The organism is Cyanobium sp. Cruz CV13-4-11 (assembly GCF_024346055.1).
GTDB lineage: Bacteria > Cyanobacteriota > Cyanobacteriia > PCC-6307 > Cyanobiaceae > Cyanobium.
Window position 1 is genome coordinate 172,218 of sequence record NZ_JAGQCH010000001.1, and the last position, 24,789, is coordinate 197,006.

General features: G+C 69.1%; 29 protein-coding genes and 1 tRNA gene. 10 read left to right on the forward strand and 20 right to left on the reverse strand.

Going from position 1 to position 24,789, the window contains the following annotated elements:
• From KBZ12_RS00915 to KBZ12_RS00925, 3 genes are all read right to left on the reverse strand, one after another.
• Positions 1-927: an MnmC family methyltransferase gene (locus tag KBZ12_RS00915; protein ID WP_254955775.1), complete on the reverse strand. Its 927-nt coding sequence runs from the start codon at positions 925-927 to the stop codon at positions 1-3.
• The gene (gene aroA, locus KBZ12_RS00920) at positions 902-2,209 is read right to left on the reverse strand and encodes a 3-phosphoshikimate 1-carboxyvinyltransferase (protein ID WP_254956014.1); all 1,308 of its coding nucleotides are present in this window, start codon (positions 2,207-2,209) and stop codon (positions 902-904) included. The genes KBZ12_RS00915 and aroA overlap by 26 nt, the downstream gene beginning before the upstream one ends.
• 94 nt (positions 2,210-2,303) lie before the next feature.
• Positions 2,304-2,633, reverse strand: a complete 330-nt coding sequence (locus KBZ12_RS00925; protein ID WP_254955777.1) for a DUF2605 domain-containing protein — start codon at positions 2,631-2,633, stop codon at positions 2,304-2,306.
• A gap of 94 nt (positions 2,634-2,727) precedes the next feature.
• On the opposite strand from KBZ12_RS00925, the gene KBZ12_RS00930 reads away from it, so the two are divergent.
• Positions 2,728-3,414: a DUF547 domain-containing protein gene (locus tag KBZ12_RS00930; protein WP_254955779.1), complete on the forward strand. Its 687-nt coding sequence runs from the start codon at positions 2,728-2,730 to the stop codon at positions 3,412-3,414.
• A gap of 3 nt (positions 3,415-3,417) precedes the next feature.
• Here KBZ12_RS00930 and KBZ12_RS00935 read toward each other — a convergent pair whose 3' ends face one another.
• Complete coding sequence (locus KBZ12_RS00935) at positions 3,418-4,161, reverse strand: TIGR04283 family arsenosugar biosynthesis glycosyltransferase (protein WP_254955781.1); 744 nt, start codon at positions 4,159-4,161, stop codon at positions 3,418-3,420.
• On the opposite strand from KBZ12_RS00935, the gene ubiG reads away from it, so the two are divergent.
• Positions 4,136-4,921 (forward strand): bifunctional 2-polyprenyl-6-hydroxyphenol methylase/3-demethylubiquinol 3-O-methyltransferase UbiG, encoded by a 786-nt coding sequence (gene ubiG / locus KBZ12_RS00940; RefSeq protein WP_254955783.1) that lies wholly within the window; start codon positions 4,136-4,138, stop codon positions 4,919-4,921. The two genes, KBZ12_RS00935 and ubiG, sit on opposite strands and share 26 nt — an antisense overlap.
• On the opposite strand, the gene KBZ12_RS00945 is transcribed toward ubiG, so the two are convergent.
• Positions 4,890-5,336, reverse strand: a complete 447-nt coding sequence (locus KBZ12_RS00945; protein ID WP_254955785.1) for an Rrf2 family transcriptional regulator — start codon at positions 5,334-5,336, stop codon at positions 4,890-4,892. The genes ubiG and KBZ12_RS00945 overlap by 32 nt on opposite strands.
• Positions 5,336-6,910, reverse strand: coding sequence for a UbiD family decarboxylase (locus KBZ12_RS00950; protein WP_254955786.1), 1,575 nt, complete (start codon positions 6,908-6,910; stop codon positions 5,336-5,338). Before KBZ12_RS00950 ends, KBZ12_RS00945 begins: the two co-directional genes overlap by 1 nt.
• Before the next feature lie 72 nt (positions 6,911-6,982).
• Here KBZ12_RS00950 and KBZ12_RS00955 point away from each other — a divergent pair, with 72 nt between their 5' ends.
• The 5 genes from KBZ12_RS00955 (at position 6,983) to sds (ending at position 11,555) form a co-directional block, all read left to right on the forward strand.
• Positions 6,983-7,738, forward strand: a complete 756-nt coding sequence (locus KBZ12_RS00955; protein ID WP_254955788.1) for a 2-phosphosulfolactate phosphatase family protein — start codon at positions 6,983-6,985, stop codon at positions 7,736-7,738.
• A 61-nt stretch (positions 7,739-7,799) separates the two neighbouring features.
• On the forward strand, positions 7,800-8,618 hold the full coding sequence (locus tag KBZ12_RS00960; protein ID WP_254955790.1) for a carbon-nitrogen hydrolase family protein: 819 nt from the start codon (positions 7,800-7,802) through the stop codon (positions 8,616-8,618).
• Positions 8,619-8,624: 6 nt separating this feature from the next.
• A complete protein-coding gene (locus KBZ12_RS00965; protein WP_254955791.1) occupies positions 8,625-9,725 on the forward strand; it encodes an N-acetylmuramoyl-L-alanine amidase in 1,101 nt (366 codons plus the stop codon).
• Positions 9,722-10,546, forward strand: coding sequence for a glutamate racemase (gene murI, locus KBZ12_RS00970; RefSeq protein WP_254955792.1), 825 nt, complete (start codon positions 9,722-9,724; stop codon positions 10,544-10,546). Before KBZ12_RS00965 ends, murI begins: the two co-directional genes overlap by 4 nt.
• A 37-nt stretch (positions 10,547-10,583) precedes the next feature.
• Entirely contained in the window at positions 10,584-11,555 is a 972-nt protein-coding gene (sds, locus tag KBZ12_RS00975; protein WP_216908406.1) for a solanesyl diphosphate synthase, read from the forward strand.
• Here sds and KBZ12_RS00980 read toward each other — a convergent pair.
• The 3 genes from KBZ12_RS00980 to KBZ12_RS00990 form a co-directional block, all read right to left on the reverse strand.
• Positions 11,552-12,208, reverse strand: coding sequence for an HAD family phosphatase (locus KBZ12_RS00980; protein WP_254955793.1), 657 nt, complete (start codon positions 12,206-12,208; stop codon positions 11,552-11,554). The two genes, sds and KBZ12_RS00980, sit on opposite strands and share 4 nt — an antisense overlap.
• A gap of 14 nt (positions 12,209-12,222) precedes the next feature.
• Positions 12,223-12,534, reverse strand: coding sequence for a hypothetical protein (locus KBZ12_RS00985; RefSeq protein ID WP_254955794.1), 312 nt, complete (start codon positions 12,532-12,534; stop codon positions 12,223-12,225).
• Positions 12,535-12,649: 115 nt separating this feature from the next.
• Positions 12,650-13,102, reverse strand: coding sequence for a tryptophan-rich sensory protein (locus KBZ12_RS00990; protein ID WP_254955795.1), 453 nt, complete (start codon positions 13,100-13,102; stop codon positions 12,650-12,652).
• A gap of 80 nt (positions 13,103-13,182) precedes the next feature.
• On the opposite strand from KBZ12_RS00990, the gene acs reads away from it, so the two are divergent.
• On the forward strand, positions 13,183-15,156 hold the full coding sequence (gene acs / locus KBZ12_RS00995; RefSeq protein WP_254955796.1) for an acetate--CoA ligase: 1,974 nt from the start codon (positions 13,183-13,185) through the stop codon (positions 15,154-15,156).
• Between the two features lies 1 nt (position 15,157).
• Here acs and KBZ12_RS01000 read toward each other — a convergent pair whose 3' ends face one another.
• The 4 genes from KBZ12_RS01000 to KBZ12_RS01015 form a co-directional block, all read right to left on the reverse strand.
• Positions 15,158-16,894 (reverse strand): bifunctional diguanylate cyclase/phosphodiesterase, encoded by a 1,737-nt coding sequence (locus KBZ12_RS01000; RefSeq protein WP_254955797.1) that lies wholly within the window; start codon positions 16,892-16,894, stop codon positions 15,158-15,160.
• On the reverse strand, positions 16,894-17,961 hold the full coding sequence (locus KBZ12_RS01005) for an FIST N-terminal domain-containing protein (RefSeq protein ID WP_254955798.1): 1,068 nt from the start codon (positions 17,959-17,961) through the stop codon (positions 16,894-16,896). Before KBZ12_RS01005 ends, KBZ12_RS01000 begins: the two co-directional genes overlap by 1 nt.
• A 201-nt stretch (positions 17,962-18,162) precedes the next feature.
• Complete coding sequence (locus KBZ12_RS01010) at positions 18,163-18,897, reverse strand: DUF1350 family protein (RefSeq protein ID WP_254955800.1); 735 nt, start codon at positions 18,895-18,897, stop codon at positions 18,163-18,165.
• 34 nt (positions 18,898-18,931) lie between these two features.
• Complete coding sequence (locus KBZ12_RS01015; RefSeq protein ID WP_254955801.1) at positions 18,932-19,396, reverse strand: peroxiredoxin; 465 nt, start codon at positions 19,394-19,396, stop codon at positions 18,932-18,934.
• Between the two features lie 101 nt (positions 19,397-19,497).
• Between KBZ12_RS01015 and KBZ12_RS01020 the strand changes: the two genes are divergently transcribed.
• Together KBZ12_RS01020 and KBZ12_RS01025 are read left to right on the forward strand one after the other, a co-directional pair.
• Positions 19,498-20,427 (forward strand): 3'-5' exonuclease, encoded by a 930-nt coding sequence (locus KBZ12_RS01020; protein ID WP_254955802.1) that lies wholly within the window; start codon positions 19,498-19,500, stop codon positions 20,425-20,427.
• 111 nt (positions 20,428-20,538) lie between these two features.
• Positions 20,539-20,793 carry a hypothetical protein gene (locus tag KBZ12_RS01025; RefSeq protein WP_254956015.1) on the forward strand — a complete coding sequence of 85 codons (255 nt, stop codon included), beginning with the start codon at positions 20,539-20,541 and terminating at the stop codon, positions 20,791-20,793.
• 119 nt (positions 20,794-20,912) lie between these two features.
• On the opposite strand, the gene KBZ12_RS01030 is transcribed toward KBZ12_RS01025, so the two are convergent.
• The 7 genes from KBZ12_RS01030 to KBZ12_RS01060 form a co-directional block, all read right to left on the reverse strand.
• Positions 20,913-20,986: transfer RNA gene (locus KBZ12_RS01030), tRNA-Pro, on the reverse strand.
• A 14-nt stretch (positions 20,987-21,000) separates the two neighbouring features.
• Positions 21,001-21,357 (reverse strand): hypothetical protein, encoded by a 357-nt coding sequence (locus tag KBZ12_RS01035; protein WP_254955803.1) that lies wholly within the window; start codon positions 21,355-21,357, stop codon positions 21,001-21,003.
• A complete protein-coding gene (locus KBZ12_RS01040; protein WP_254955804.1) occupies positions 21,354-21,515 on the reverse strand; it encodes a hypothetical protein in 162 nt (53 codons plus the stop codon). The genes KBZ12_RS01035 and KBZ12_RS01040 overlap by 4 nt, the downstream gene beginning before the upstream one ends.
• A complete protein-coding gene (locus tag KBZ12_RS01045) occupies positions 21,512-21,820 on the reverse strand; it encodes a hypothetical protein (protein WP_254955805.1) in 309 nt (102 codons plus the stop codon). Before KBZ12_RS01045 ends, KBZ12_RS01040 begins: the two co-directional genes overlap by 4 nt.
• Positions 21,821-21,831: 11 nt before the next feature.
• The gene (msrA, locus tag KBZ12_RS01050) at positions 21,832-22,569 is read right to left on the reverse strand and encodes a peptide-methionine (S)-S-oxide reductase MsrA (RefSeq protein ID WP_261359695.1); all 738 of its coding nucleotides are present in this window, start codon (positions 22,567-22,569) and stop codon (positions 21,832-21,834) included.
• A 26-nt stretch (positions 22,570-22,595) separates the two neighbouring features.
• On the reverse strand, positions 22,596-22,874 hold the full coding sequence (locus tag KBZ12_RS01055; RefSeq protein WP_254955806.1) for a hypothetical protein: 279 nt from the start codon (positions 22,872-22,874) through the stop codon (positions 22,596-22,598).
• Positions 22,875-23,002: 128 nt separating this feature from the next.
• A complete protein-coding gene (locus KBZ12_RS01060; protein ID WP_254956017.1) occupies positions 23,003-24,751 on the reverse strand; it encodes an ABC transporter ATP-binding protein in 1,749 nt (582 codons plus the stop codon).
• Between the last annotated feature and the right edge of the window lie 38 nt (positions 24,752-24,789).

Consider the following 24,789-nt stretch of genomic DNA (forward strand, 5'->3'; position numbering starts at 1 on the left):
CTACCGGTGCCCTTCGGAGCAGCCCAGTCCGCCGGGGTCTTCTGGCGGACGCCGTCTCCCTGGTGGGGCGGGGCTGTGCGCCTGCTCCCGCCGCCGCCGCTCCAGGATCTCGGCGGCCGTGGCGTTGCCGCTGGGGTCCCGGTAGGGCAGGCCGGCGCGGCTGGCGAGGTGCTCCAGTTCGAAGGGCTCCAGGGGCCGCAGGGCCGGATGGGGTGCGAAGGGGATGACGCTGGCCACGGTGCCGGCGCTCCAGCGCTCCGGTTCGTCGGCGGGCGGCCGGATCGCCCGCAGCTCCAGGCCCAGATCCAGCAGGGAGCGACGCACCGCCGCCGCGGAGCTATAGGTGAGCAGCCGGCCGTCGGGCCGCAGCAGCCGCACCAGCCGCTCCAGGAACTCCAGGCTCCAGAGCTGGGGGCAGCGCTGGGGGGAGAAGGCATCCAGCAGCACCAGGTCGCAGCGACCCGCCTGGGTGTCCAGCAGCCCCGGCAGCCTGTGGCGGGCATCGCCGAGCTGCAGCCGGGGGCCGCCGGCGAGGCCCTCCAGCCGGCCGATCACCGCGGCGGGCCACTGGGCCCGGAAGCCGGCGTCCGCCAGGGCCAGGGCCAGGGGCCGGCGGTCCAGCTCCAGGCCCCACCAGTCGAGTTCCAGGCCTGCGGCCGCCGTTGCCGCGAGCAGGGCGGCGGTGTTGGTGCCGGTGCCGACGGCCATCTCAGCCACCACCAGCTGCCGCCCCGGGGCGAAACGTTCCAGCGCCGCCGGCGCCACGAACTTCTCCTGGGCCTCCCGCAGGGCTCCGGCGGCATTGTGGAAGCCTTCCCCGACGCCGCAGCTGTAGAGGCTGAAGCTGCCATCGCGCCCCAGCCGGGGCAGCAGCTCGGGCCCCGGTTCCGGCTCTGCCGTCTTAGTGCCGCAGGCGGGCCAGGTCATCCCAGAAGCCGGGGTAGGAGACGGCGGCCGCTTCCGGCCGCCCCAGGCGGGTGTCGCCCCGGGCCACCAGGGAGGCCACCGCCAGGCTCATCGCCACCCGGTGATCCGTCTCGCTGTCGACCTCCGCCCCGTGCAGCGGGGTGGGGCCTTCGATGCTGAGGCCATCAGCGTGCTCCTCGAGCCTGGCCCCCATCGCTGTCAGCTGGCGGGCCATCACCGCCAGGCGGTCGGTCTCCTTCACCCGCAGCTCGGCGGCGCCGCTGATGCGGCTGACCCCCTCGGCGCAGCAGGCCGCCACCGCCAGCACGGGAATCTCGTCCACCAGGCGGGGGATGATCGCTTCCTCGATGCGGAAGGCCCGCAGCGGGCCGTGCTGGACGCGCAGATCCCCCACCGGCTCGCCGGCCACGTCGCGGCTGTTGAGCACGGTGATCCGGGCGCCCATCTCGGCCAGCACATCGAGGATGCCGGTGCGGCTGGGGTTGAGCCCCACGTTCTCGACCGTGAGATCGGCCCCCGGGGTGATCGCCGCCGCCACCAGCCAGAACGCCGCCGAACTGATGTCGCCGGGCACCACCACGGTTTGGCCCCGCAGGGCGTTCCCGGGCCGCACGGTGATGAACCTTCCCTGGTCGCCATCCACCACCAGGTCGGCACCGAAGGCCCGCAGCATCCGCTCGCTGTGGTCGCGGGTGGGGGCCGGTTCGATCACGGTGGTGGGCCCGTTCGCCGTCAGGGCGGCCAGCAGCAGGGCACTCTTCACCTGGGCCGAGGCCACTGGCGTGCTGATCACGGCACCGTGAAGAGCCTGGCCCTGAACGGCCAGGGGGGCCAGGTTGCCGCTGTCGCGACCCTGGATGCGGGCGCCCATCTGGGCCAGGGGAACACCCACCCGCCCCATGGGCCGGGAACGCAGGGAGGCATCACCGGTGAGCACGAAGTGGCGCCCCGCCCGGCCGGCCAGCAACCCCAGCATCAACCGCATGGTGGTGCCGGAATTGCCGCAGTCGAGCACGTCGGTGGGCTCGCGCAGCCCATCGAGGCCCACTCCCTCCACGGTCACCGGCTGGCCGGCGCTGATCGCCGAAACCGTCACACCCATGGCCCGCAGACAGGCCGCGGTGCTGAGGGGATCCTCGGCCGGCAGCAGTCCTTCGATGCGGGTGGTTCCTTCAGCGATGGCCCCGAACAGGAGCGAGCGGTGGGAGATCGATTTGTCGCCGGGCACCGTCACGCTCCCCCGCAGGCTGCCGCCGGCCGGCAGGACCACGGCCGCCGGCAGGGCGGCCAGGCTCACATCGACACCCGCGGAGGAGGACAAGAGCTGTGGCGCCTACTGGAGTGATCCTATGGAGCGGCCGGTTGCGGCCCCCCGTTCAGGGTCGAATGCCGACAGCCCGCAGCCTGGCCGACAGGCTCCAGACCTCCACCACCAGCCGGTGCCAGGGGGTGATCGTCTCCATGGACAGCCCCATGGGCTTGGGGGCGGCGGCCCGCAGGGACCTGGCCGCCACCAGGGACCGGCGTGCGTCCTCGAGCCGCTGGCGCAGGTTCTCCTGCTCCGGGGTGGCCATCACCGTCTCCGGGCAGTGGTCGAGCAGCAGCAGACCGCGATCGAAGGACTCGGCGTAGTCCTGCAGCAGCGGCACCAGGATCTCGTCCAGCAGCGGGCCGGTGGGATCGGGCAGGGAGGGGGCGGGAACCATGGGTCCAGCGTAGGAATCGTTGCCGTGGCTGCCCGGGTACGGATCTCCTGTCACCGGCAGCGGCATGGAACGATGGGTCCTGAAGGGTCGCCCCATGCTCGACATCGCCATCTGGGATGGCCTGCTCCGTCGCCACGTGGACGACCGCGGGCGGGTGGACTACGCCACCTGGCAGCGCCAGGGTGCGGCGGAACTGGAGCACTGGCTGGCGGCCCAGCGGCCCTTTGATCCTGAGCCTGGCTCCAGGCCCGAGGCCATGGCCCTGTGGATCAACCTCTACAACGCCCTGGTGATCCGCCAGGTGCTGGCCCGCTTCCCGTTGGCCTCGATTCGTCCCACCATCGCGGGGCTGCCCAACTGGCCGGCGTTCCTGGCCTTCTTCTCCCGGCCGGTGATCAGCCTGCAGGGCCAGTCCCTCAGCCTCAACCGCATCGAGCACGGGATCCTTCGGCCTCGCTTCGGCGACCCCCGTCTCCATTTCGCCCTGGTCTGCGCCGCCGTCGGCTGCCCCCTGCTGCGGCCGGAGGCCTACCGGGCCGAGCGGCTCGAGGCCCAGCTGGAGGAGGACGCCCTGCGCTTCCTGCAGGATCCGCACAAGCTGCGCTTCGATCCGGCCAGGGGCCGCCTGTCCGTCAGCAGGATCTTCCAGTGGTACCGGCGCGACTTTCTGGCGGTGGCGCCCTCGATCCCCGCCTATGTGGGCCGCTACCGCCCGGAACTGGCGCTGCCGACTGGCGTCGGGATCAGCCACCTCCCCTACGACTGGGCCCTCAATGGCTGAGGTTCAGTCGCGGAGCTCGCCGTAGAACCGCTTCAGCCGCGGGGCCGGCACGCCCAGGCCCCACAGCAGGCCGATCATCAGGTAGATCCCGGTGGCCTTCCAGGACCCCCAGCGCGCCACCCGGCGGTCGGAGGATTCCACCACCCGGTTGATCTGACGGATGCGGCCCAGCCGGCCCAGCCGCTCGCAGAGATCGGAGTCCTCCATGATCGGCAGGGTGTCGTCAAAGCCCCCGCAGCGCTCAAAGTCTCGCCGCCGGCAGAACATCACCTGGTCACCGAACAGCACCCGGAAACCCTTCAGGACGTAGCGGTGGGGCCGGAACAGCAGGGCCGCGTAGTGGGTCTTGAGGGCGTTGTGCAGGCTCACGCCCCAGCGGGTGCTTCGGGTGCCCCGCATCAGTGAAATGAAGCCCCCGCAGCTGGTGGTCGGGTCGGCCAGGGTGTCGGTCACCAGCTGCACCAGATCCGAAGGCACCAGGGTGTCGGCATGAACGAAGCAGAGGATCTCGCCGCGGGCCTCAGACGCCCCCCGGTTCATCTGCACCGCTCGCCCCACCTGCTGGCAGCGGATCATTCGACAGCCGTGCACGTGGGCCATGGCCAGGGTGGCATCGGTGCTGCCGCCATCCACCACGATCACCTCGTCGGCAGCCGGATCGAGGATCTCCAGCTGGTGGAGGGTGCGCCCCAGGTGACCGGCTTCATTGAGGGTCGGGATAATGATCGAAACCGACGGTGCCGTCACCTTGTTGCGCAACAATCTTTCATTCTACGATCAACAGGCGGCCTGTTGGTGGGAGGAGACCGCCACCATCTTTCCGCTCCGTCAACTGAATCCACTGCGCTTTCTCTGCTTCGATCAGTTTGTTCCCCAATGGAGAGATCTTCGCGTCCTGGATATCGGCTGCGGCGGCGGTTACACCTGTGAGTTCCTGGCGCGCCGCGGCGCCCGCCTGAGCGGCATCGACCGTTCCGGCCCCTGCATCGAAGCGGCCCGGAGCCATGCGGCCGTGTCGGGTCTGGAGATTGATTACCGGGTGGGACTGGCGGAGCAACTTCCTTTTGCCGCCGGAGGTTTCGATGTGGTGATCTGCGTCGATGTGCTGGAGCATGTCGACCGCCCGGACGCCGTGATCGCGGAGGTCGCCAGGGTTCTGGCCCCCGGAGGAACCTTCTGCTTCGACACCATCAATCGCACCTTCCGCTCCCGGCTCACCATGATCTGGCTGTTGGAGACGTTGCTGCGGTTGATACCGGCCGGGGTTCACGACTGGATGCGCTTCGTGACACCGGAGGCCCTCGAGGGTTGGCTGCTGGCCAATGGCTTCACGGCCATCACGATGCAGGGGATGGATCTGTTCGGCCGCGGTCCACGGCGCACCGTTGGTCGCCTGCTCCACTACCTGCGCACCGGTGGCTTCCAGGTGGAATTCGACCAGGATCTGGCCGTGATGTTCATCGGTGCGGCCCGCCTCAGCCCAGCAGCAGTCCACCGGATTCGCTGAAGGCCGCCCGGGCACTGCGCAGATCAAAGAGCAGGTCCTCCAGGGTGAGGCGGTCCAGTTCCCGCTCCAGGGCCTGCAGCAGGCGTCGGTTGAGCACCCGGGTCACCCGGTCGCTGGGTTGGGGGTCGTCGTCCGGCTCCGTGGCGGCCATCAGGCTGGTGGCCGGGGCCGCCACCGCCGCCAGGATCGCCGCCAGGGGCAGGTCGGCGGGCAGGCGCCGCAGCCGGTAGCCCCCCTGCCGGCCCCGCCGCGACTCCACCAGGGCAGCCCGGCGCAACTTGAGCATCAGCTGCTCCAGCATCGGGGCGGGCAGGTCCTGGGCCTGGGCGAGGGCATTCACCGATTGCCAGCGCGGCGGATCCAGGGCCAGCTCCAGCAGGGCCTTGAGGGCGTAGATGCCGCTGCGGCGCAGCATCAGCGGCGGGCCGCGAGGCGCTCCAACACGTGCTCCAGGGTGTAGCCGAACAGGGCGGGATCCGGCTCGCCCTGGCCCAGATCGTCGAGACCCAGTTCGCTCCAGCGGCCATCCACCCGCGCCTCCAGGGCGGCATCCCGGCCCAGGGCCTGGCCCCAGTCGTGGCGTTTCTCCGGGCCGATCTTGGTGGTGGCATCGATGGCCAGCCGTCCCCCGAGTCCCAGCCGTTCGCTGGCGAAATCGAGCGAGTCGAAGGGGGTGTCCTCCAGCACGAACAGGTCGCGCTGCGGATCCACCTGGGCGCTGATCGCCCAGATCACCTGGCGCGGGTCGCGGATCGCGATCGACTTGTCGACCACCACCACGAACTTGGTGTAGGTGAACTGGGGCAGGGCGCTCCAGAAGGCCATGGCCGCCCGCTTGGCCTGGCCCGGGTAGGCCTTGTCGATGGCGATCACCGCCAGCTTGTAGCTGAGGCCCTCCATCGGCAGGAAGAAATCGACGATCTCCGGGATCTGCTGGCGCAGGATCGGCGTGTAGATGCGGTTCAGGGCGATCGCCAGCATCGCCTCCTCCTTGGGAGGGCGGCCGCTGAAGGTGGTCAGGAAGATCGGCTCCCGGCGCTGGGTGACGCAGTGGAAGCGCACCAGGGGAGAGTCCTCCTCACCGCCATAGAAGCCCATGTGGTCGCCGCAGGGGCCGTCGGGGAGAACCTCACCGGGGGTGATCGTGCCCTCCAGCACCACCTCGCTGTGGGAGGGCACCTCCAGGTCGAGGGTCTTGCAGCGGGCCAGCCGCACGCCCTCGCCGGCGTAGAGGCCGGCGAACAGCCACTCGCTCAGCTGCACCGGAATTGGCGTGGCCGCCGCCATCACCAGCAGGGGATGCACTCCGATGGCCACCGCCACCTCGAGCTTGCGGCCCATCGACGCCGCCTTGCGCAGGTGCCGGGCGCCGCCCCGCACGCTCAGCCAGTGCACGGTGGCGCTGTTGATCGACTGGCGCTGCAGCCGGTAGACACCGACGTTGGGGACGCCGGTGTCCGGGTCCTTGGTGATCACCAGCCCCAGGGTGATCACCCCGCCCGCATCCCCCGGCCAGGGGCGCAGCAGGGGCAGCTGCTCCAGGTTCACCGCCTCGCCCCGCAGCACCTGCTGGTGGCAGGGGGGGGTGAGGTCGCGGTCGGGCCGGGCCTTCACCAGGTCCCAGAACACCCCCCCGAACGTCATCACCTCCTTGAGTCCCTTCGGCGGCCGGGGCTGCTGCAGCAGGGCCAGGCGCTCCCCCAGGGCCTCCAGTTCCTCGGGCCGTTCCATGCCCATGCTCCAGAGCACCCGCTCCACGGTGCCCATCAGGTTCACCGCCACCGGCATGGGGGAGCCGATCACGTTTTCAAACAACAGGGCCGGGCCGCCCATGGCCAGCACCCGATCGGCGATGGCCGCCAGTTCCAGATCCGGGTCCACCGGCGCCGCGATTCGCCGCAGCTGGCCGCGCTTCTCCAGCAACGCCAGGAAATCGCGCAGATTGCGCTGCCGTCCGAGCGCCTTGCCGCTCCCAATCCCGTCGGCCACCACTCCCGCCACCCCGTCCTGCGCCGTCGAGCTGCTGTCTACTGTGACGCACCCCCGTAGCGATCGTGTCCCGTGCTGCTCTCCTACTTCCACACCTCCGAAGCGGTCCCGCCCCTGCTGCCGCCCGAGGAAGGCGGCCCCGATGCGGCCGTGGTCATCGATGTGCTGCGGGCCACCACCACCATCGCCTGGGCGCTGCAGAACGGGGCCGAGGCGATCCAGGCCTTCGCCGACCTCGGCGCCCTTGAAGCCGCCGCCGCCGACTGGCCGGCCGCCCGTCGGCTGCGGGCCGGTGAGCGGGGCGGCCAGCGGGTGGAGGGCTACGACCTGGGCAATTCCCCCTTGGCGGTCACGCCGGAGCGGGTGGAAAGCAAGCGCATTTTCCTGAGCACCACCAACGGCACCCGCTCCCTCGATCGGGTCCGGCCTGTGCCCCTGCTGGTCACCGCCTGCCTGCCCAACCGCACCGCCGTGGCCCGGCGGCTGATTGAGCGCCGTGCCCTGCGGGTGTGGATCGTGGGCAGCGGCTGGGAGGGGGACTACTCCCTCGAGGACAGCCTGGCGGCGGGAGCCGTGGCTTCGGCCGCGATCGAGCTGGCGGTGGCGCCCCACATGGGGGTCGGCTGTGCCAACGACGAGATGCTGGCGGCCCTGGCCCTCTGGCAGCAGTGGCGCCATGACACCGAGACCTGCCTGCGCAGCGCCAGCCACGGCCAGCGCCTGATCGGCCTCGGCAACCATGACGCCGATTTCGCCTGCTGCGCCGCCGTGGACAGCCTGGAGATCGTGCCGATCCAGGCCGAACCCGGGGTGCTGCGCGCCAGTTGAGCCGCGCCTTGCCCCGCTCGTCGGCTCCCTTACGATTCGCCCGTCTTGGAGCGGTCCAGCGGTGAGCAGTTTTCTGGCAGCAGCGCTGCAACTCACCAGCACGCCGGATCCGGAGGCCAACTTTTCAGCGGCTGAGGAGCTGATCGAACTGGCGGCCCGCCGCGGTGCCGACCTGGTCGGTCTGCCGGAGAACTTCGCCTTCATGGGCGACGACGCCCGCCGGCTGGAACTGGCACCGGTTCTGGCGGAGCGCTGCAGCCGCTTCCTGGTCACCATGGCTCGCCGCTACCAGGTGACCCTGCTGGGGGGCGGCTTCCCGGTGCCGGCGGGCGAGGGTCAGACGTTCAACCGCGCCGAGCTGGTGGGCCGGGAGGGCCAGCTTCTGGCCCGCTACGACAAGATCCACCTCTTCGATGTGGACCTGCCCGACGGCATCACCTACCGGGAGTCGGCCACGGTCCAGCCCGGCCACGACCTGCCCCCCGTGGTCGATGTGCCCGGCCTCTGCCGCGTCGGCCTGTCGATCTGTTACGACGTCCGCTTCCCCGAGCTCTACCGGCAGCTGGCCGGTGCGGGCGCCCAGTTGCTGATGATTCCGGCCGCCTTCACGGCCTACACCGGCAAGGACCACTGGCAGGTGCTGCTCCAGGCCCGGGCGATCGAGAACACCGCTTACGTCCTGGCGCCCGCCCAGACGGGGCTCCACTACGGCCGCCGTCAGACCCATGGCCATGCCTTGGTGATCGATCCCTGGGGCACCGTGATGGCCGATGCCGGGGTGGAGCCGGGACTGGCGATGGCTCCGGTCGACATGGCCCATGAGGCCAGGGTCCGTGCCCAGATGCCGAGCCTGCAGCACCGTCATCCGGCCCTTTTCTGAGTGTTCATGGGAGTGCGTGCGGCGCGATTCGCCTGGTTGCTGAGCCTGCCCCTGCTGCTCGGGGCCCTGCCCGCCCAGGCGGCGAGCGCCCTTTCCGCCTGGCGCCTCAGCCGGGAGGGGGTGCTGGAACTGCGCACCTCTCCGGGGGTGCGGCTGCAGGCCTTCTACGAGGAGGGTTCGGGCGTCACCGGGCCCCGGGTCTGGGTGGACCTGCCCGGTGCCCCCCTGCGCAGCCGTTCGGTGCCCGTCGGCGGGTTGGTGCGGGAAGTGCGCATCGGCCGTCCCGATTCCGGAACCACGCGGCTGGTGCTCGAGTTCAGGCCCGGCACCCGCCTGGATCCCCGCCAGCTGCGGCTGGTGGGCACGGCGCGGGATCGCTGGCGCCTCAGCCTCACTGGCCTGCCCCTGAGTGGCTTCACCCGCAATGTCGGTGAGGGCGACATCGACGCACCGACCTCCAGCTGGACCGCTTCGCGCCCCACCGGCTACGGCAGCAGCGGCCGGACCACCTCGGGCCAGCCGCTCTCCACCGACGGCCTGCCGCCGGTGCCCCGGGGCCGCTTCCGGGTGGTGATCGACCCTGGCCACGGCGGGCCCGATCCGGGGGCCGTCGGGATTGGTGGACTGCGGGAAGCCGACGTCGTGCTGGATGTGAGTCTGCAGGTGGCCCAGCTGCTCCAGGCCCGGGGGGTGCAGGTGCTGATGACCCGCACCTCGGACGTGGACGTCGACTTGCCGCCGCGCGTGTCGCTGGCCAACAGCAGCAACGCCGCCGCCTTTGTCAGCATCCATGCCAATGCCCTGAGCATGGCCCGCCCGGATGTGAACGGCGTGGAAACGTTCTATTTCCAGTCGGGCAGCTCCCTGAGGCTGGCCCAGGCGATCCAGTCCCGGATCATGGAGATCTCGCCGGGGACCCCCGACCGCGGCGCCCGACCGGGCCGCTTCTTCGTGATCCGCCGCACGGTGATGCCGGCGGTGCTCACTGAGATGGGCTTCGTCACCGGCAGCCTCGACGCCCCCCGCCTGGCCGATCCCAATTTCCGCCGCCGCATGGCCGTGGCGGTGTCCGCCGGCATCCTCGACTTTCTCCAGGGGGGCTCGTGAGCCTGCTCGTCGGTCTGTTCGACAGTGGCCTCGGCGGCCTGACGGTGCTCCGCCAGGTCCATGCCCTCTATCCCCATTCCCCCTGCCTCTATCTGGGGGACACGGCCCGAGTCCCCTACGGGCAGCGCTCCAAGGAGGAGATCCGGGCGATCGCCTCGGAGGTGGTGCACTGGCTGCGACTGCAGGGGGTGGGGGTGCTGGTGATGGCCTGCAACACCTCCAACGCCCTGGCCCTCGACGTGGCGGTGGGCGAAGCGGGCGTGCCGGTGGTGGGGCTGATCGACAGCCTGGCCAGCGAACTCACCAGCGACCACGTCGGGGTGCTGGCGACCCCGGCCACCGCCGCCAGCGGTGCCTACCGGCGCTCGATCCAGGCCTGCCGCCCCTCGGCCAGGGTGCTGGAGATGGGCTGCCCCGCCTTCGTGCCCCTGATCGAAGCGGGCGATCTCCAGGCTCCTGAGCTGCGGGCTGCCGCCGCCCGCTACCTGGCCCCGTTGCTGGCGGCGAACGTGGACACGATCGTGCTGGGCTGCACCCACTACCCGCTGCTGCGGGCCCTGCTGGCCGAACTGCTCCCGCCCGATGTGCAGCTGGTGGACCCCGCCCTGGCGGCCGCCCAGCGCCTCGGACCCCTGCTGGCCAGCCTGGGAGACTCCCCCGAGGTCGACCAGGCGGTGGAGTCGGTGCGGCCGCCCCTGGAGCGCACCCGGTTCTGTGTCACCGGGCCCGCCGAGGCCTTTGCCACCGCGGCCGCCGCCTGGCTGGGCAGCCGGCCGGCGGTGCGCAGCGTCAGCCTGCAGTCGCCCACCCGCGCCTATTGAGGCACGGCCCCTAGGATCCATTCATCGTGGAGGTGACGTGGCGACGGTTGCAGAGTTGCTCCAGCCGGTGGAGTCCGACCTCGATGCCCTGCTGGCCGACCTGCGCAGCCTGATCGGCGCCGGCCATCCGATTCTTCAAGCGGCCGCCGAGCATCTGTTCGCGGCGGGTGGCAAGCGGTTGCGGCCGGGCATCGTGCTGCTGCTGTCCCGGGCCATTGCCCCCGATGGGGGCCTTAGCCCCCGTCACCGGCGGCTGGCGGAGATCACCGAGATGATCCACACCGCTTCGCTTGTTCACGACGATGTGGTGGACGAGGCGGCCACCCGCCGGGGCGTGGCCACGGTGCACAGCCGCTTCAACCATCGCGTTGCGGTGCTGGCCGGCGATTTCCTCTTCGCCCAGGCCAGCTGGCACCTCGCCAACCTCGACGATCTCGAGGTGGTGAAACTGCTCTCCCGCGTGATCATGGATCTGGCCGATGGCGAGGTGCGCCAGGGGCTGTTCCGCTACGACACGGGCCAGAGCTTCGAGACCTACCTCGAGAAGAGCTACTGCAAGACGGCGTCGCTGATCGCCAACAGTGCCCGGGCCGCCGGGGTGCTCACCGGTCTGCCCGAACCTCGCCTCGACGCCCTCTACCGCTTCGGTCGTCAGCTGGGCCTGGCCTTCCAGGTGGTGGATGACATCCTCGATTTCACCGCCAGCGACCAGCAGTTGGGCAAGCCCGCCGCCAGTGACCTGGCCTCGGGCTACCTCACCGCCCCGGTGCTTTATGCCCTCGAGGAGCGGCCGGCCCTGGCCGGGCTGATCGAGCGGGAATTCTGCGAGGCCGGCGACCTCGACCAGGCCCTGGCCATGGTGCGCGGCTGCGAGGCCATCGGCCGGGCCCGAGCCCTGGCCGAGGGCTTTGCCCGTGAAGCCCACGAGGCGATCGAGTGGTTGCCCCCCTCGGAGCCCCGCAGCGCCCTGCGTGCCCTGCCCGAGTTTGTCCTCAGCCGCCTCTACTAATCCAGCTCCACCTCCTCCAGCGAGTTGAGGCAGATCACCCCTTCGGGGTAGGCCTGGCAGCCCACCCCCGGAGGCAGCAGCACATGCACCCGGCAGCCGGCGCCCAGGGCGGCGGCCACGCCGGCGCTGGAATCTTCGAATGCCCAGCACGCCGTTGGTGCCACCCCGAGGCGCCTGGCCGCGAGCAGGAAGGGATCCGGAGCGGGTTTGCCGCCGCCCAGGTCCGGATCATCGCCATGGACCCGTTCGCGGATCAGGGTCAGCCAGGGGTGGGGCGCCACCTTCACCGCCACCGCCTGCTGTGCGCTGCTGGTGGCCAGGGCCATGGGGATCCCCAGGGCCACGCAACGGCGCACCAGGACCTCGGCCCCGGGCATGGCCGGGGCTGTGGCCAGCAGGGCCTCGGCGATCGGCTGGCGTACGGCCAGCAACTCCTGGACGCTGAGCGGCGCCCCTCCGGCGGCAATGATCCACTGCTGCACCTGGCTGGCGCAGTCGAGGCGCCGCCGGCCCCGCAGGCTCAGCAGTTCGGCCCCAGCGAGGGGGCGGCCGAAGCGGGTGGAGGCCTCCTGCCAGGCCCTGGCATGGGCGGGTTCGGTGTCCAGCAGCAGACCGTCGAGATCGAACAGGCAGGCGGCGGGTCGCTGGGGCATGCCCCCAGCCTGCATCAGGACGGATCGGTCTCGGGGTAACGGTCCTCCAGGGCGGTTTCCAGGGTGGTGAGCAGCAGCACCAGGGCGGCCCGCTCATCGAGTTCGCTGCCGCCCACCTCATCGATCCAGTGGTGGCAGAGGGCCTCGATCTGCTGGAACAGCCCGGTGCCGCCCCGCAGCAGGGTCATCACCTTCTCGACGTTGTCCTCATCGATGTCCGGCGGCAGACCCACCACGTAGCGGCGACCGTCGTCGCCCACGTAGGTGAGGTTGCCCTCGGCGTCCCGTGTCGGGCCGGCATGGGGCGTGATGGGCTGCTCCTCCATGGCCTTCCGCTCCATTCCGGTGGGTTCGTCCCCTGGCTAACGCCGCCTGGCGATCTTGCCAAGCAGCGATGAGCAGCCCTGATCGGCCCGATCGGTGCTTCAGGCCGTGGGGGCCTCAGCGGTTCAGCTTCTGCATCCGCCAGGTCACGAAGGTGCCGATCGGACTCCAGAGCAGGAACGGCAGCAGCAGCAGGCTGGCGGACCGTGACACGGCCAGCAGCGCCAGGGCCAGGCCCAGGCCCCAGAGCCAGCCGGCCAGGCCCGCCGCCGTGCCCCAGGCGAGCCGCCGGGTGCGGCAGATCAGCAGCGTGTAGCTCTGCACCAGCACCAGCAGCACCAGGAAGCCCGCCATGGCCAGGGGCGCCGTCACCCCACCGGCCCCCCAGCGGATCAGGGCCGAGGCGTAGAAGCAGACGTAGACGACCGACCAGATCAGCGGGATCCAGCGCTCGAAGGTGAGCCAGCGGGGGCGCCGCAGCCGCAGGAACCAGGCGAACTGCTGGCGGCTCGGGGTCAGGACAGCGATCACCAGGCCCATCACCAGCAGGATCGTCAGCCAGGCGGGCATGGGAATGGGGCCGTGTCCCTCCAGCGTGGCCTGTCTGCGGTTGAATGCACCATGCCCCAGCCCGCACGGCAGGCTTTGCCATGACCCAGGACTCCTCCCCCACCATCGAGTCGGTGCTCCAGGAAGAGCGGCAGTTCGATCCGCCGCCGGCGCTGGCCGCCGCGGCCCGCATTGGTTCGATGGCCGCCTACGAGGAGCTGGTGGCGCGGGCCCAGACCGATCCCGATGGCTTCTGGGGAGAGGCGGCCCGGCGCGAGCTGCACTGGTTCGAGCCCTTCGAGACGGTGCTGGACTGGAGCAACCCGCCCTTCGCCCGCTGGTTTGAGGGGGGCACCACCAACCTCTCCTACAACTGCCTGGATCGCCACCTGGATGGCCCCCGTGCCGACAAGACGGCCCTGATCTGGGAAGGGGAACCGGGCGACGTGCGCCGCTTCACCTACCGCGAACTGCACGCCGAGGTCTGCCGCGGGGCCAACGCCCTCAAGGCCCTTGGTGTGGGCAAGGGGGACTTGGTGGCGCTGTACATGCCGATGGTGCCGGAGGCGGCCATCGCCATGCTGGCCTGCGCCCGCATCGGCGCCCCCCACTCGGTGGTGTTCGGCGGTTTCTCCGCCGAGGCCCTGCGCGACCGCCTGATCGATGGGCAGGTGAAGCTGGTGATCACCGCCGACGGCGGCTTCCGCAAGGACAAGGCCGTCTCCCTCAAGCCGGCGGTGGATCAGGCCCTGGCCGAGGGCTGCCCCAGCGTCGAGCACGTTCTTGTGGTGCGCCGCACCGGTGAAGCCACCGCCTTCGAGGCCGGCCGCGACCTCTGGTGGCATGAGCTGGTGGACGGCCAGAGCGCCGACTGCCCGGCCGAGCCCATGGCCAGCGAGGACCGCCTCTTCGTTCTCTACACCTCCGGTTCCACCGGCAAGCCCAAGGGTGTGGTGCACACCACCGCCGGCTACAACCTCTGGGCCCACCTCACCTTCCAGTGGATCTTCGACATCCGTGAGGACGACATCCACTGGTGCACCGCCGACGTGGGCTGGATCACCGGCCACAGCTACATCGTCTACGGCCCCCTCTCCAATGGCGCCACCACGCTCATGTACGAGGGGGCACCGAGGCCCGCCAAGCCCGGGGCCTTCTGGGAGGTGATCGAGAAGCACCGGGTGACGATCTTCTACACCGCCCCCACCGCCATCCGCGCCTTCATGAAGAGCGGCCGCGCGGTGCCCGACCGCTACGACATGTCCAGCCTGCGGATCCTCGGCAGCGTCGGCGAGCCGATCAATCCCGAGGCCTGGATGTGGTATCGCGATGTGATCGGAGGCGACCGTTGCCCCGTGGTGGACACCTGGTGGCAGACCGAGACCGGCGGGGTCATGATCAGCCCCCTGCCCGGGGCCACTCCCACCAAGCCCGGTTCGGCCACCCTGCCCCTGCCGGGTATCGTGGCCGAAGTGGTCGACCTGGAGGGCAACAGCGTGCCCACCGGGGAGGGAGGCTATCTGGCGGTCAGGCGGCCCTGGCCCGGCATGATGCGCACCGTGCACGGCGATCCCGACCGCTTCCGCCGCAGCTACTGGGAGCACATCCGGCCCGCCGATGGCAGTTACCTCTACTTCGCCGGCGACGGCGCCCGCCGGGACGCGGATGGTTATTTCTGGGTGATGGGCCGGGTCGATGACGTCATCAACGTTTCGGGCCACCGGCTGGGCACGATGGAGATCGAATCCGCCCTGGTGAGCCATCCCGCCGTGGCGGAGGCCGCCGTGGTGGGCCGACCGGACGACCTCAAGGGGGAAGGGATCGTGGCCTTCGTCACCCTGGATGTGGGGGTGGACGGCGACGCGGCCCTAGAGGCCGAACTGCGCCGTCATGTGGGTCAGGAGATCGGCCCGATCGCCCGGCCCGACATCATCCGCTTCACCGATTCCCTGCCGAAGACCCGCAGCGGCAAGATCATGCGCCGCATCCTGCGCTCCCTGGCGGCGGGCCAAGAGGTGAGCGGTGACACCAGCACCCTCGAGGATCGCTCCGTGCTGGATGCCCTGCGGATTTAGGTCAGGGTGTCGTGTGTACAGCGGGGTGCGGCCGTCGTGGAGAGATGAAGCAGCGTTCGGTATCGCCGATGGACATGGGTTGCCCAAACAGATAGCCCTGGCCGTAATCGCTTCCCAGCTCGCGGATCAGATCAAGCTGATTCTCGTTTTCCACCCCTTCGGCTACAACCTCCAGCTCGAGGGCCCGGGCCAGGGAGATGATGGTGGTGGCGATCACATCATCCTCCGGATTCAGGCCCAGTCCATCCACGAAGGACCGGTCGATCTTCAACAAAGCCACCGGGAAGCGTTTGAGATAAAGCAAGGAAGAATATCCAGTGCCGAAATCGTCAATCGCCAGGCGGAGATTGAGATTTCGCAACGCAATGATGTTGCTCGCCGTAGATTTAATATCTTCCACCAGGGCCGTTTCGGTGATTTCCAGGTAGACGTTGCAGGAATTGATTCCTGTTGTTTCCAGGATTGCCTTGATGCGCTCCTTTGTACGGGGGTCGGCCAGGCTGTGCGCCGAAAGATTGGAGGAAAGTCGCAGATGCTCAAGACCAGGAATCTGCTGCCACTTGGCTATGGCTGAGCAACCCGTTTCGAAGACGATCATGTCCATCTCTTGAATCAAGCCGCTATCTTCAGCCTGATTCAAAAAGCTACCCGGGGGCAGAATTCCATGCTGGGGATGCTGCCAGCGTATCAGTGTCTCAAAGCCTGCCAGCGTGTTATCGGATAGGCGAAACAGGGGTTGGAGGTAGGTTCTGATTTCGCCATTGTCCGCCGCATGGCCGAGGTTCTCTTCCAGGGAGAGGCGTTGTTGCGCCAGCACTCGCATCGAGGAATGGAAGTTCGCGTAACGACCCCTGCCAAGCGCCTTGGCCCGATACATCGCCATATCGGCATTTTCCAGCACGACGGAGGGATCATCGCCGGGTTGGACGAAGCTGATGCCGATCGACACGGTATGGCTGAGTTCGGAGCCGAACACCCTGATGGGCTGGCGGATCGTCTCAATGATTCTTCTGGCCAGCTCGTTGGTTGCGTGGCGATCGCCGAGCTGCGTGATCACGATGAATTCATCGCCTGACAGCCGTCCCACCAAATCTTCATGGCGCACTGAATCCGTGAGGATGCGGCTGATGTGGATCAGCAGTTGATCCCCCGCGGCATGGCCATGGGCGTCATTGATCCACTTGAAGCGATCGATGTCGATGAACAGCACGGCCGTCACCAGAGCTTCGTCAGCCACCAAATGGTCAATGGTTGCCTTGAGGTGATCCAGCACCATCCGCCGGTTGGGCAGGCCGGTGAGGGCGTCATGGGTGGCCTGCTGATAGGCATCATTTCGCGCCTGGCGTTCAGACGTCACTGCCCGCAGCATGTTCATGCTGAGTTCAATACTGCGGGCCATCGCCCTTAGCAGGGCCCGCTCCTCCAGATCGAAGCGTTCGCCCAGGCGGCCGACAAACAGCACGTCGCTGGATCCCAGCGGAGCCCAGCAGGCGTGCAGGTCTCCAGAGCGGATGGGGATGTTGCTCGGTTGCTGCTTGGCCTGCTCCAGCAGTTGGATCTGGTCGGTTTCGCTCAGTCCGATGCACCAACTGATCTGGCCCTCGCAGAGGATGGCGGCGACCTCCGCATCCACCGATTCCGCCACCCGGTTGACCACGTTGCGGAGGTTGTCGGGATCTTCGGTTGAAAACGCCGAGAGGATCTCCGAGAGCAAGTGAAGGGACCAGGAGGTCTCCATTAGCCGATCGCCAGGGTCACCAGCGTCTGATTGTGAAACCCGCCGGCCCCTTTGGTCCTGCAGATTTCTCCATAGGTGTAGAAGCCCGCCATCGGGATGTTTCCGCAGATGTTCCCGCAGGTGCTAGTGATCAGATCGGTTTCCTCGTGGACCCGATCTTCGGTAAACACTGCACGCCTGGAGACACAGTCGAACAGGAACAGTCCGACCGCTTCTTCCCCGTTCAGGGCTGCCAGTGCCGACTGAACCGACTGGGCGGCGGCATCCAGCACGGAGTTGAAATCGCCTTCGGCCAGAAAGGCCAGAGCTCCCTGGGGCACTTCCGCTATCGTTATCAGCTCCCGCGTCTGAAGGTTGAAACCCGTGATGTGGCGCATTTCTATTTTGTCGCGACGGCGGATCCCGATCGGATGGGTGGCGGCGAAGGCGGCAAAAGTGGTCTGATCCGTTTTGGCGTTCTCAGGTGGATTGAAGAAATCCAGATACACGTCTAGAGCTGGCTTGTCCTCCAGAGAGGAGAGAATGTTGCCCTTGCTACCGGTCACCAGCATTGGCTCACTTGCCGCGGTCCATCCATGGCTCACCCCAATGCCCAGGGGGCGCTCAGAGCTGATGGCGGCGGCAACCACCGACTGGGTAAGTACCTGTCTCCCGTGGATCTGCCGCGTGTGCTTCATCGCCAGGTTATCGCCGGCACAGCCACCGACCAAGGGGACGTCGATGGCGGCCACGTCATAGGCGCCACGCACGACCTCCATCTGATCACCGCAGAGGCCGTCGGAAAGCATCATCAGAACGGTGTTGGACCGCCGCTCGAGTTGATCCAGGCATTGGGCGGCTTCGGTGGCCGCGTTGCGCAGACCCAGGTCATCCCCCTGGCCAGATCCGGTGGTGACCCGGATCGCGTCACCGCCGAGGGCCCAGAGCACCAGCGCGTTGGCCATCGCACCAGCCGTGGAGATTTCCCCGGATGTTGTGCAGCCGATCACCTGGGTGCCGGGTAGAGCTTCATACAGGCCTTCCGCAATGGTGGCCAGATCGAAGTGCGGCGCCACCAGGGCCACCACCAGCTTCGGGGGAGCCGGGCTCTCCAGGGCGCGGAGCGCCTCAGTCAGGGCTTCGGCGGATCCTGGCTTGGTGGAGGCCCCGACCTTGACCCAAGATTCTGTGCCCATTTGGTCGCTCCTGGGGCCGGCTCACGAACCGGATGACTAATTCCTCCGACCACTATGGCGCTTGGCTGGGGGGGATCCGGCTGCCGGTCTGGTTCAGGCGCTGTTGGTGGGGAGGCAGCCGTCAATCGTGTCGGCGATCAGCTCCACGGCCCGCTGGCGGCTGGGATCGTCAGCCCAGCTGCCCAGGAGGTTCTGGCGCAGACCTGCGCTCGCCGGGGCCAGATGGTCTCCCGGCAGCTCGGTGAGCCGGCTGGCATCCCCGGCTCGGCTCTGCAGCACTGCCAGGAGTCGGCTGCTCTGGTCGATCGTGTCGCGGCGGAAGCGCACCAGCAGGTTGTGGGGCTGGCGGTAGCTGCTGCCGATCTGGAGCAGGGTGTCCTCCGGGGAGGGGCTGAACTCACTGCGGAAGCGGAATTGCTGGCCCAGCTCCGCCAGGAAGGGGATCGATCGCTCGGCCGAGAAGTTGTTGAAGCTGAGCGCCACCAGGCCATCGCAGCGGCGGCCGCCGTCGGGGGCGAGCAGGTGCAGCTTGCAGCCGAGGCTGTGGCCGAGCCGCAGCAGGGTTGCGTCGCCAGGCCCGACCTGCTGCTCCCGTTGCTGGCGGAACAGACGCCAGGCGGCATTGGCCTGGGCCTGGTGGTCGAAGCCCGGCACGTAGCTCCAGGCATGGATCCGCCAGCCCCGGGCGGCCAGGGCCTCAAGAAGGCGCCGGTAGCTCAGCTGGGGGGTGGCGGCCAGGTAGCTGCCGCCGATGAACTCAATCAGCCCGCGGGGCCGGACCGTGGGCTCGAGCGTCCAGAGCTCCCCTTGCTGTCGCCACGCCGTCATCGTCCGGTCCCCCCGTGCTGGTTCGCGAGCGGGGTCAGGAGGCCTGGAGGCCGCGCAGGGCGTCGAGGGCCTCGCGCCGGTGGGCCGGGCCGTCCAGCAGGTTGTTGAACACGTGGCGGATCACCCCCTGGCCGTCGATCACGTAGGTGACCCTGCCGGGCAGCAGGCCCAGCACGCTGGGCACGCCGAAGGCCTTGCGCACCCGGTTGACGGCATCGACCAGCAACGGGAAGGGCAGCCGGTGGCGGTTGGCGAAGCGCCGGTGGCTGGCGGCATCGTCGCCACTCACACCCCACACCTCGGCCCCGAGCGCCTGCAGGTCGGCGTAGCTGTCGCGGAAGGCGCAGGCCTCCATGGTGCAGCCAGGGGTGTCGTCTTTGGGATAGAAAAACAGCACCAGGGCCTTGCCGTCCAGCTGGTCACTGCGCCGTTCCGTGCCGTCCTGGTCGTTGAGGGCGATCAGGGGGGCGGTGTCGCCGGGGGCGAGGGCAGGAGCCACGGAACGTCGGGAGTCAGCGGAACCGACCCAGCCTAGGAAGTGCGCACCCGGCCAGGCCTTGCCCGGGTTGCGACGATGGGGACGCGTGCGGACGGCGCCCGATGCAGGAGCAACCCGGTCTCTGGCAACAGAACGATCTGCTGGGCATGGCCGCGCCGCTGCCCGCCGCCCCGGAACCGCCAGCCTCCCCCCGGGTCGCGGCCCAGCTCCCGGCCAAGCTTCCTACCCCTGCCCCTGCTCCCGCCGAGCCCTCCCGGCCAACGTCCCTGTCGCTGCCCGCCTGCGCCGGTCGCCCAGCGCGGGCCCTGCCCCGGGTCCCTGAGACCCTGCTCATCCTGGACACGGAGACCACCGGGCTCTCCACCCTCCAGGGCCAGTGCATCGAGGTGGGGGCGATCCTCTTCCATGTGCCCCACCGGGCGGTGCTGACCCAGGTGTCGTTCCTGATGCCCTGCACCGGTAACGCCGCCGAGGGCATCAACGGCATCCCCGCTGCCGTGACACGCCTGGAGCAGCCCTGGCAGGACGCCCTGGCCTGCTTCCGGTCGATGGTGGAAGCCTGTGAGGCCCTGGTGGCCCACAACGTCGCCTTCGACCGTCAGTGGTTCGGCCTGGGGCCATTGCCGGCGCTGGACCGCCCCTGGATCTGCTCGATGGAGGACATCCGCTGGCCGGCGGAGCGCCAGCTGCGCAGCACCCCCTCGGTGCGGGATCTGGCCCTGGCCTACGGGGTGCCGGTGTGGGCGGCCCACCGGGCCCTGACCGACTGCATCTACCTGGCCCAGGTGTTCGAGCGCTGCACCGACCTGGAGGCCCTGCTGCAGGCCGCCCTGGAGCCCCGCAGCCTCTACCGGGCCGACCTTTCCTATGCCGAGCGTCACCGTGCCAGGGAGGCCGGTTTCCGCTGGAACGAAGCGGTGCCAAGGGCCTGGAGCCGCCGCTTGAGCCGGCGCGAGGCGGAAGCGCTGGCCTTCCCTGTCCAGTTGGTGCCGGACCCCGCGTCCGGCGACGGACTGGCGCGAAGCGCCTGAGGTCGCCGCCAAATCTTCCGTTTTTGTTTCGATGGTTGAAGCAGAACCGGGGATACGGGGCGCTTCGCTGCGGGCTCCCCACCCTTGGAGTGTTCTTCCGGCGCCGCCGTCATGGTCACCCGGCTGCCAACCAGCTCCGGTGAAGGCGCTGAACCCGCCCAGCACCGGGTGCGCCGCTGGCAGACGGCCCGCACCTGGGCACGGCTGATCCGGGAAGCGGAGGCCCTCTGGCGGGTCGACGTCCGCGCCCTGCGCCGGCTGGCCTCCCAGGAGCTGTTCCAGCTGGTGCAGGAGGTGCCGCCGCGGCTGCGCCGTCGCGTCAACCGTTGGCTGGTGCGCTTCAACGTCGCTACCCGGCTGCACTGACGCCTCGGCAGGCGGTACGGATCGCTGTACGGCCAAAAAAAATCAGCTGATGGGATCAGCTGACGAAACGAACAACAACCGACGACCCCATGGGTGGAGCGTTCGGCGGACCGGCTGAATCGGAGCGGCGGGATTCGAACCCACGACCCCCACTACCCCAAAGTGGTGCGCTACCAAGCTGCGCTACGCCCCGGCGGAATGAAGCTATCACAGCGTCCTGGGGGTGCCGCGGCGCTTGGAAAGGCGCCGCATCAGGCGGTTCGTGAGCCGCTGGCGCCCCATCACCGTGTAGCCAAAGAGGCGCTCGCGCCGGGCCATCAACCGCAGTTCCGCCAGCCCCATCGTGGCCAGCTGCAGCTCGGGCAACCGCTGCCAGGCCATCGACCGCAGGGGCAGTTCGGAGCCCTCCCGGCCCTCCCTGAAGCCCTGCAGGGCGCCGCCGGCCATCCATTCCGGCACCAGCACGAACAACACCGCCAGCAGGCCGTAGAGCTCAACCAGGCCCTTCGGCAGCGGATGGAGCTGGCGCCTTGGCTGGTCCTGGTCCTCGACGGGGTCTCTCACGAGAGCATGAAGGGCGCCATGGCGCTGGGCCCCTGGCGCCATTGCAGCGGTGGCTCTCCGGAGGGGTGCAGCCGCACCGTCCAGAAGGCCAGGGCAAAACAGATCCCGACGGCGACGATCAGGGCCACGATCACCACCCGATCGGAGAGGGGCTTCATACCTGTTCGCTGCGCACGCAGATGCGGCGACTGGGGAGCTGTTCAAGGGTGAGTTCATCACCCCGCAGGATCACCCGCAGGCTTTCGTTCTGATAGCGAAGACCCGGCGCATCCGAATTCTCCCGGAACAGGGTGGAGCGGGACCTGCCGGCGATCAGTGAGGCCTGGGAGGCGTTGCGTTCGAGCACCACTGAGAGGCGGTCACCGCAGAGGAAGCGTTCCCGTATGTCGTAGTTCTCCCACCAGGGGGACTGCATGGCGAGCAGGGGCAGGAGTCCGAGCGCGAGCAGCGGGGGGGCGGCCATGGAAGAAGCGTTCAGACGAGGGCGATCGGCGCATTGTCGCCGCGAAGGACGCAATGGGGGATGGCCCAGTCATAGCTTTCCCACACGCCGGCGGGAAGGAGGTAGGTGGCGCCGGGGAAGGGGCCAAGGGGTACTCCCGTGGGCTGGGCGGAGCAGTAAGGGCGGCTTCCGGGCTTGGCCAGGTACTGCTGGTGGTAGGGCTCGGCGAAGTGAAAGCGTCTGCCGGAGCCGATCTCGGTGGTGATGCGTCCAGCCCCGGCGGCATCGAGAGCCGCCTGGTAGGCCTGACGGCTGGTCTCGGCGAGGGCCAGCAGCGCGGGGTCGTCCACAAAGATGGCGGATCGGTACTGGCTGCCCCGGTCATTGCCCTGGCGGTTGCCCTGGGTGGGGTCGTGGCACTCCCAGAACAGCTTGAGCAGATCGGCGAAGGAGACGCGGGCCGTGTCCCACACCACCCGCACCACTTCAGCGTGGCCGCTGCGGCCGCTGCAGACCTGCTCGTAGCTGGGGGAAGCCAGCTGGCCGCCCGCATAGCCCACCGCGGTGGTGACCACCCCGGGCAGCCGCCAGAAACCCTTCTCCGCCCCCCAGAAGCAACCGCAGCCAAACTGGGCCTCCGCCTGGCCGTCCGACGGCGGCGCCTCCACCGGAGTTCCGAGAACGGCGTGGAGACCTGCGGACACTGGGCCGACTTTGTCGGGGGCCGGGTTGCTGCTGCCGCCCGAGGTGTTGTTGAAGAGGCCGAACAAGGCGTTATGCCATCAGACGTTCAACCCTAGGAAGCGCCCTGTTGGTCCTGTTGCGGCACCAGGGCGATGTGGTTCAGCAGGGTTGTGATGAAGGCGAACAGCAAGAAGGGCAGCGAGAGCACCAGGATCAGGCCCACCCCCACCAGGGCGAACAGGGGCCGGCTCGCCCCCATCAGGGCCAGACCCGCCGCCAGGCTCACGAAGATCACGGCCATCCAGATCAGGACCTGGCCGTAGATGTCACCGAAGGTCAGGGTGCAGCGAACGTTGAGCGGCTGGCTGAAGGGCGACGGAGTGGGGGCCATGGGAACGGCGTGGCAGGCGGTGATGGAACCACGGGCTTTCCAGATAAGCCCAGCCATCGTCCCTGGGAGGGGCAACTCAACATCTGTTTGAAACCTGGTGCCGGATTTCGCCCGTAGGCCCCGGAGGTTCAGGCGGCCTGGAGTTGGCGGTCGGCCTCTTCCCGGTCCCAGAGCCGGCGGTAGGTGCCCTCCTGCTGCAGCAGGTCGTTGTGGTGGCCCTCCTGGACGAGGTGACCCGCTTCCAGCACCAGGATCCGGTCGCAGGCCGCCGCCGCCGAGAGCTGGTGGCTGATCATCACCACGGTCCGCCGCTGCTCTTCACGCACCGATCGCAGGATGCCCGCGGCGGTGGTGTTGTCGACGCTGGCCAGGGCGTCATCGAGCACCAGCAGCGGAGCGTCCACCAGCAGGGCCCGCCCCAGGGCGGTGCGCTGGCGCTGGCCGCCGCTCAGGGTGATGCCCCGCTCCCCCACCAGGGTGCGGTAGCCGTCGGAGAAGCCCTTGATGTCCCCCTCCAGGCGGGCCTGGCGGGCGGCCTCCTCCACCCGCTCCAGGCCGGCCTCGGGATCGCCGTAGCGCAGGTTGTCCGCCAGGCTGGCGGTGAACAGGTACCCCTCCTGGGGCACCAGGGCCACCTGGCAGCGCAGATCGCCCAGCCGCAGGCGGGTGACGTCGACCCCATCGAGGAACAGCTGGCCGGCGGGCACTTCCACCATCCGGCCCAGGGCCCGGGCCAGGGTGGTCTTGCCGCAACCCACCGGCCCCACCACAGCCACCAGCTCACCAGGGCGGATTTCGAAGCTGAGGTCCTCCAGGGCCGGCCGCTCCGCCCCGGGGTAACGGACCGTGAGGCCACGGGCCACGACGGCGCCGAGGGCCGGGCGACCGGGGGGCAGCGGATCGGCGGGGGACACGATGGCGGGGGGATGGCTGAGCAGGGCTTCGACCCGCTCCAGGCTCACCTGGCCGGTCTGGAAGGTGTTGAGCGTGAAGCCCAGCAGGGCGGTCGGGAAGACCAGACGCTCCACGAACAGGATCAGGGCCACCAGATCGCCGATGCTGAGCCGGCCGCTCTCCAGCTGGCCGCTTCCCAGGGCCAGCAGCAGCAGCAGGCTCAACGAGGCGATCCCCTCGAGCAGGGGGAAGAGGGTGCTGCGGGTGCGGGCCAGGGAGAGCTGGGCATCCAGATACACCTTGTTGAGGTCGGCGAAGGCCTTCTCCTCGGTGGCCTCCTGGCCGTAGATCTTGATGGCGCCGATGCCGCTGAGGTCCTCCTGGACCAGATCGCTGAGGTTGGCGAGCACCTCCTGCTGACGCCGCTGCTGCTTCATCATGCGGCCGCCGAACAGGCGCACCACCATCAGCATGCCGGGGTACAAGGACACCGCCGCCAGGCTCAGCAGGGGGTCGATCGCCAGCATCGCCGGCAGGGTGAGGGCATAGGCCAGCACCGTGTTCGTCAGGCTGAGCAGGGCGAAGCCCAGCAGCCGCCGGATGTTCTCCACATCACTGGTGGCCCGGCTGATCACCTCGCCGCTGCCGGTGGTCTGAACCCAGCCGGGGTCCTGGGTGAGCACGTGGTCGAAGATACGCTCCTTCAGGCTGGCTTCCACCTGCCGGCCGACTCCGAACACCAGAATCCTGGAATAGAGGCGGGTGGCCCCCATCACCGTGGCCAGCACGATGATCAACCCCGCCACACCGAGCACATCGCCAAGCACGAAGCCGGGCTTGAGCGCGTTGATCGTCTGCCGCACCACCAGCGGGATCGCCACCCCCAGCAGGTTGACCACCACCAAGGCACCGGCCCCCACCAGCACCGTTCGCCTGTGGGGACGGAGGTAGCGCCCGATCAGATCCAGCCGCAGGGCGCTCATGCAGGACGGACGGGGCATGGGGGCCTCCTAACCTAGGC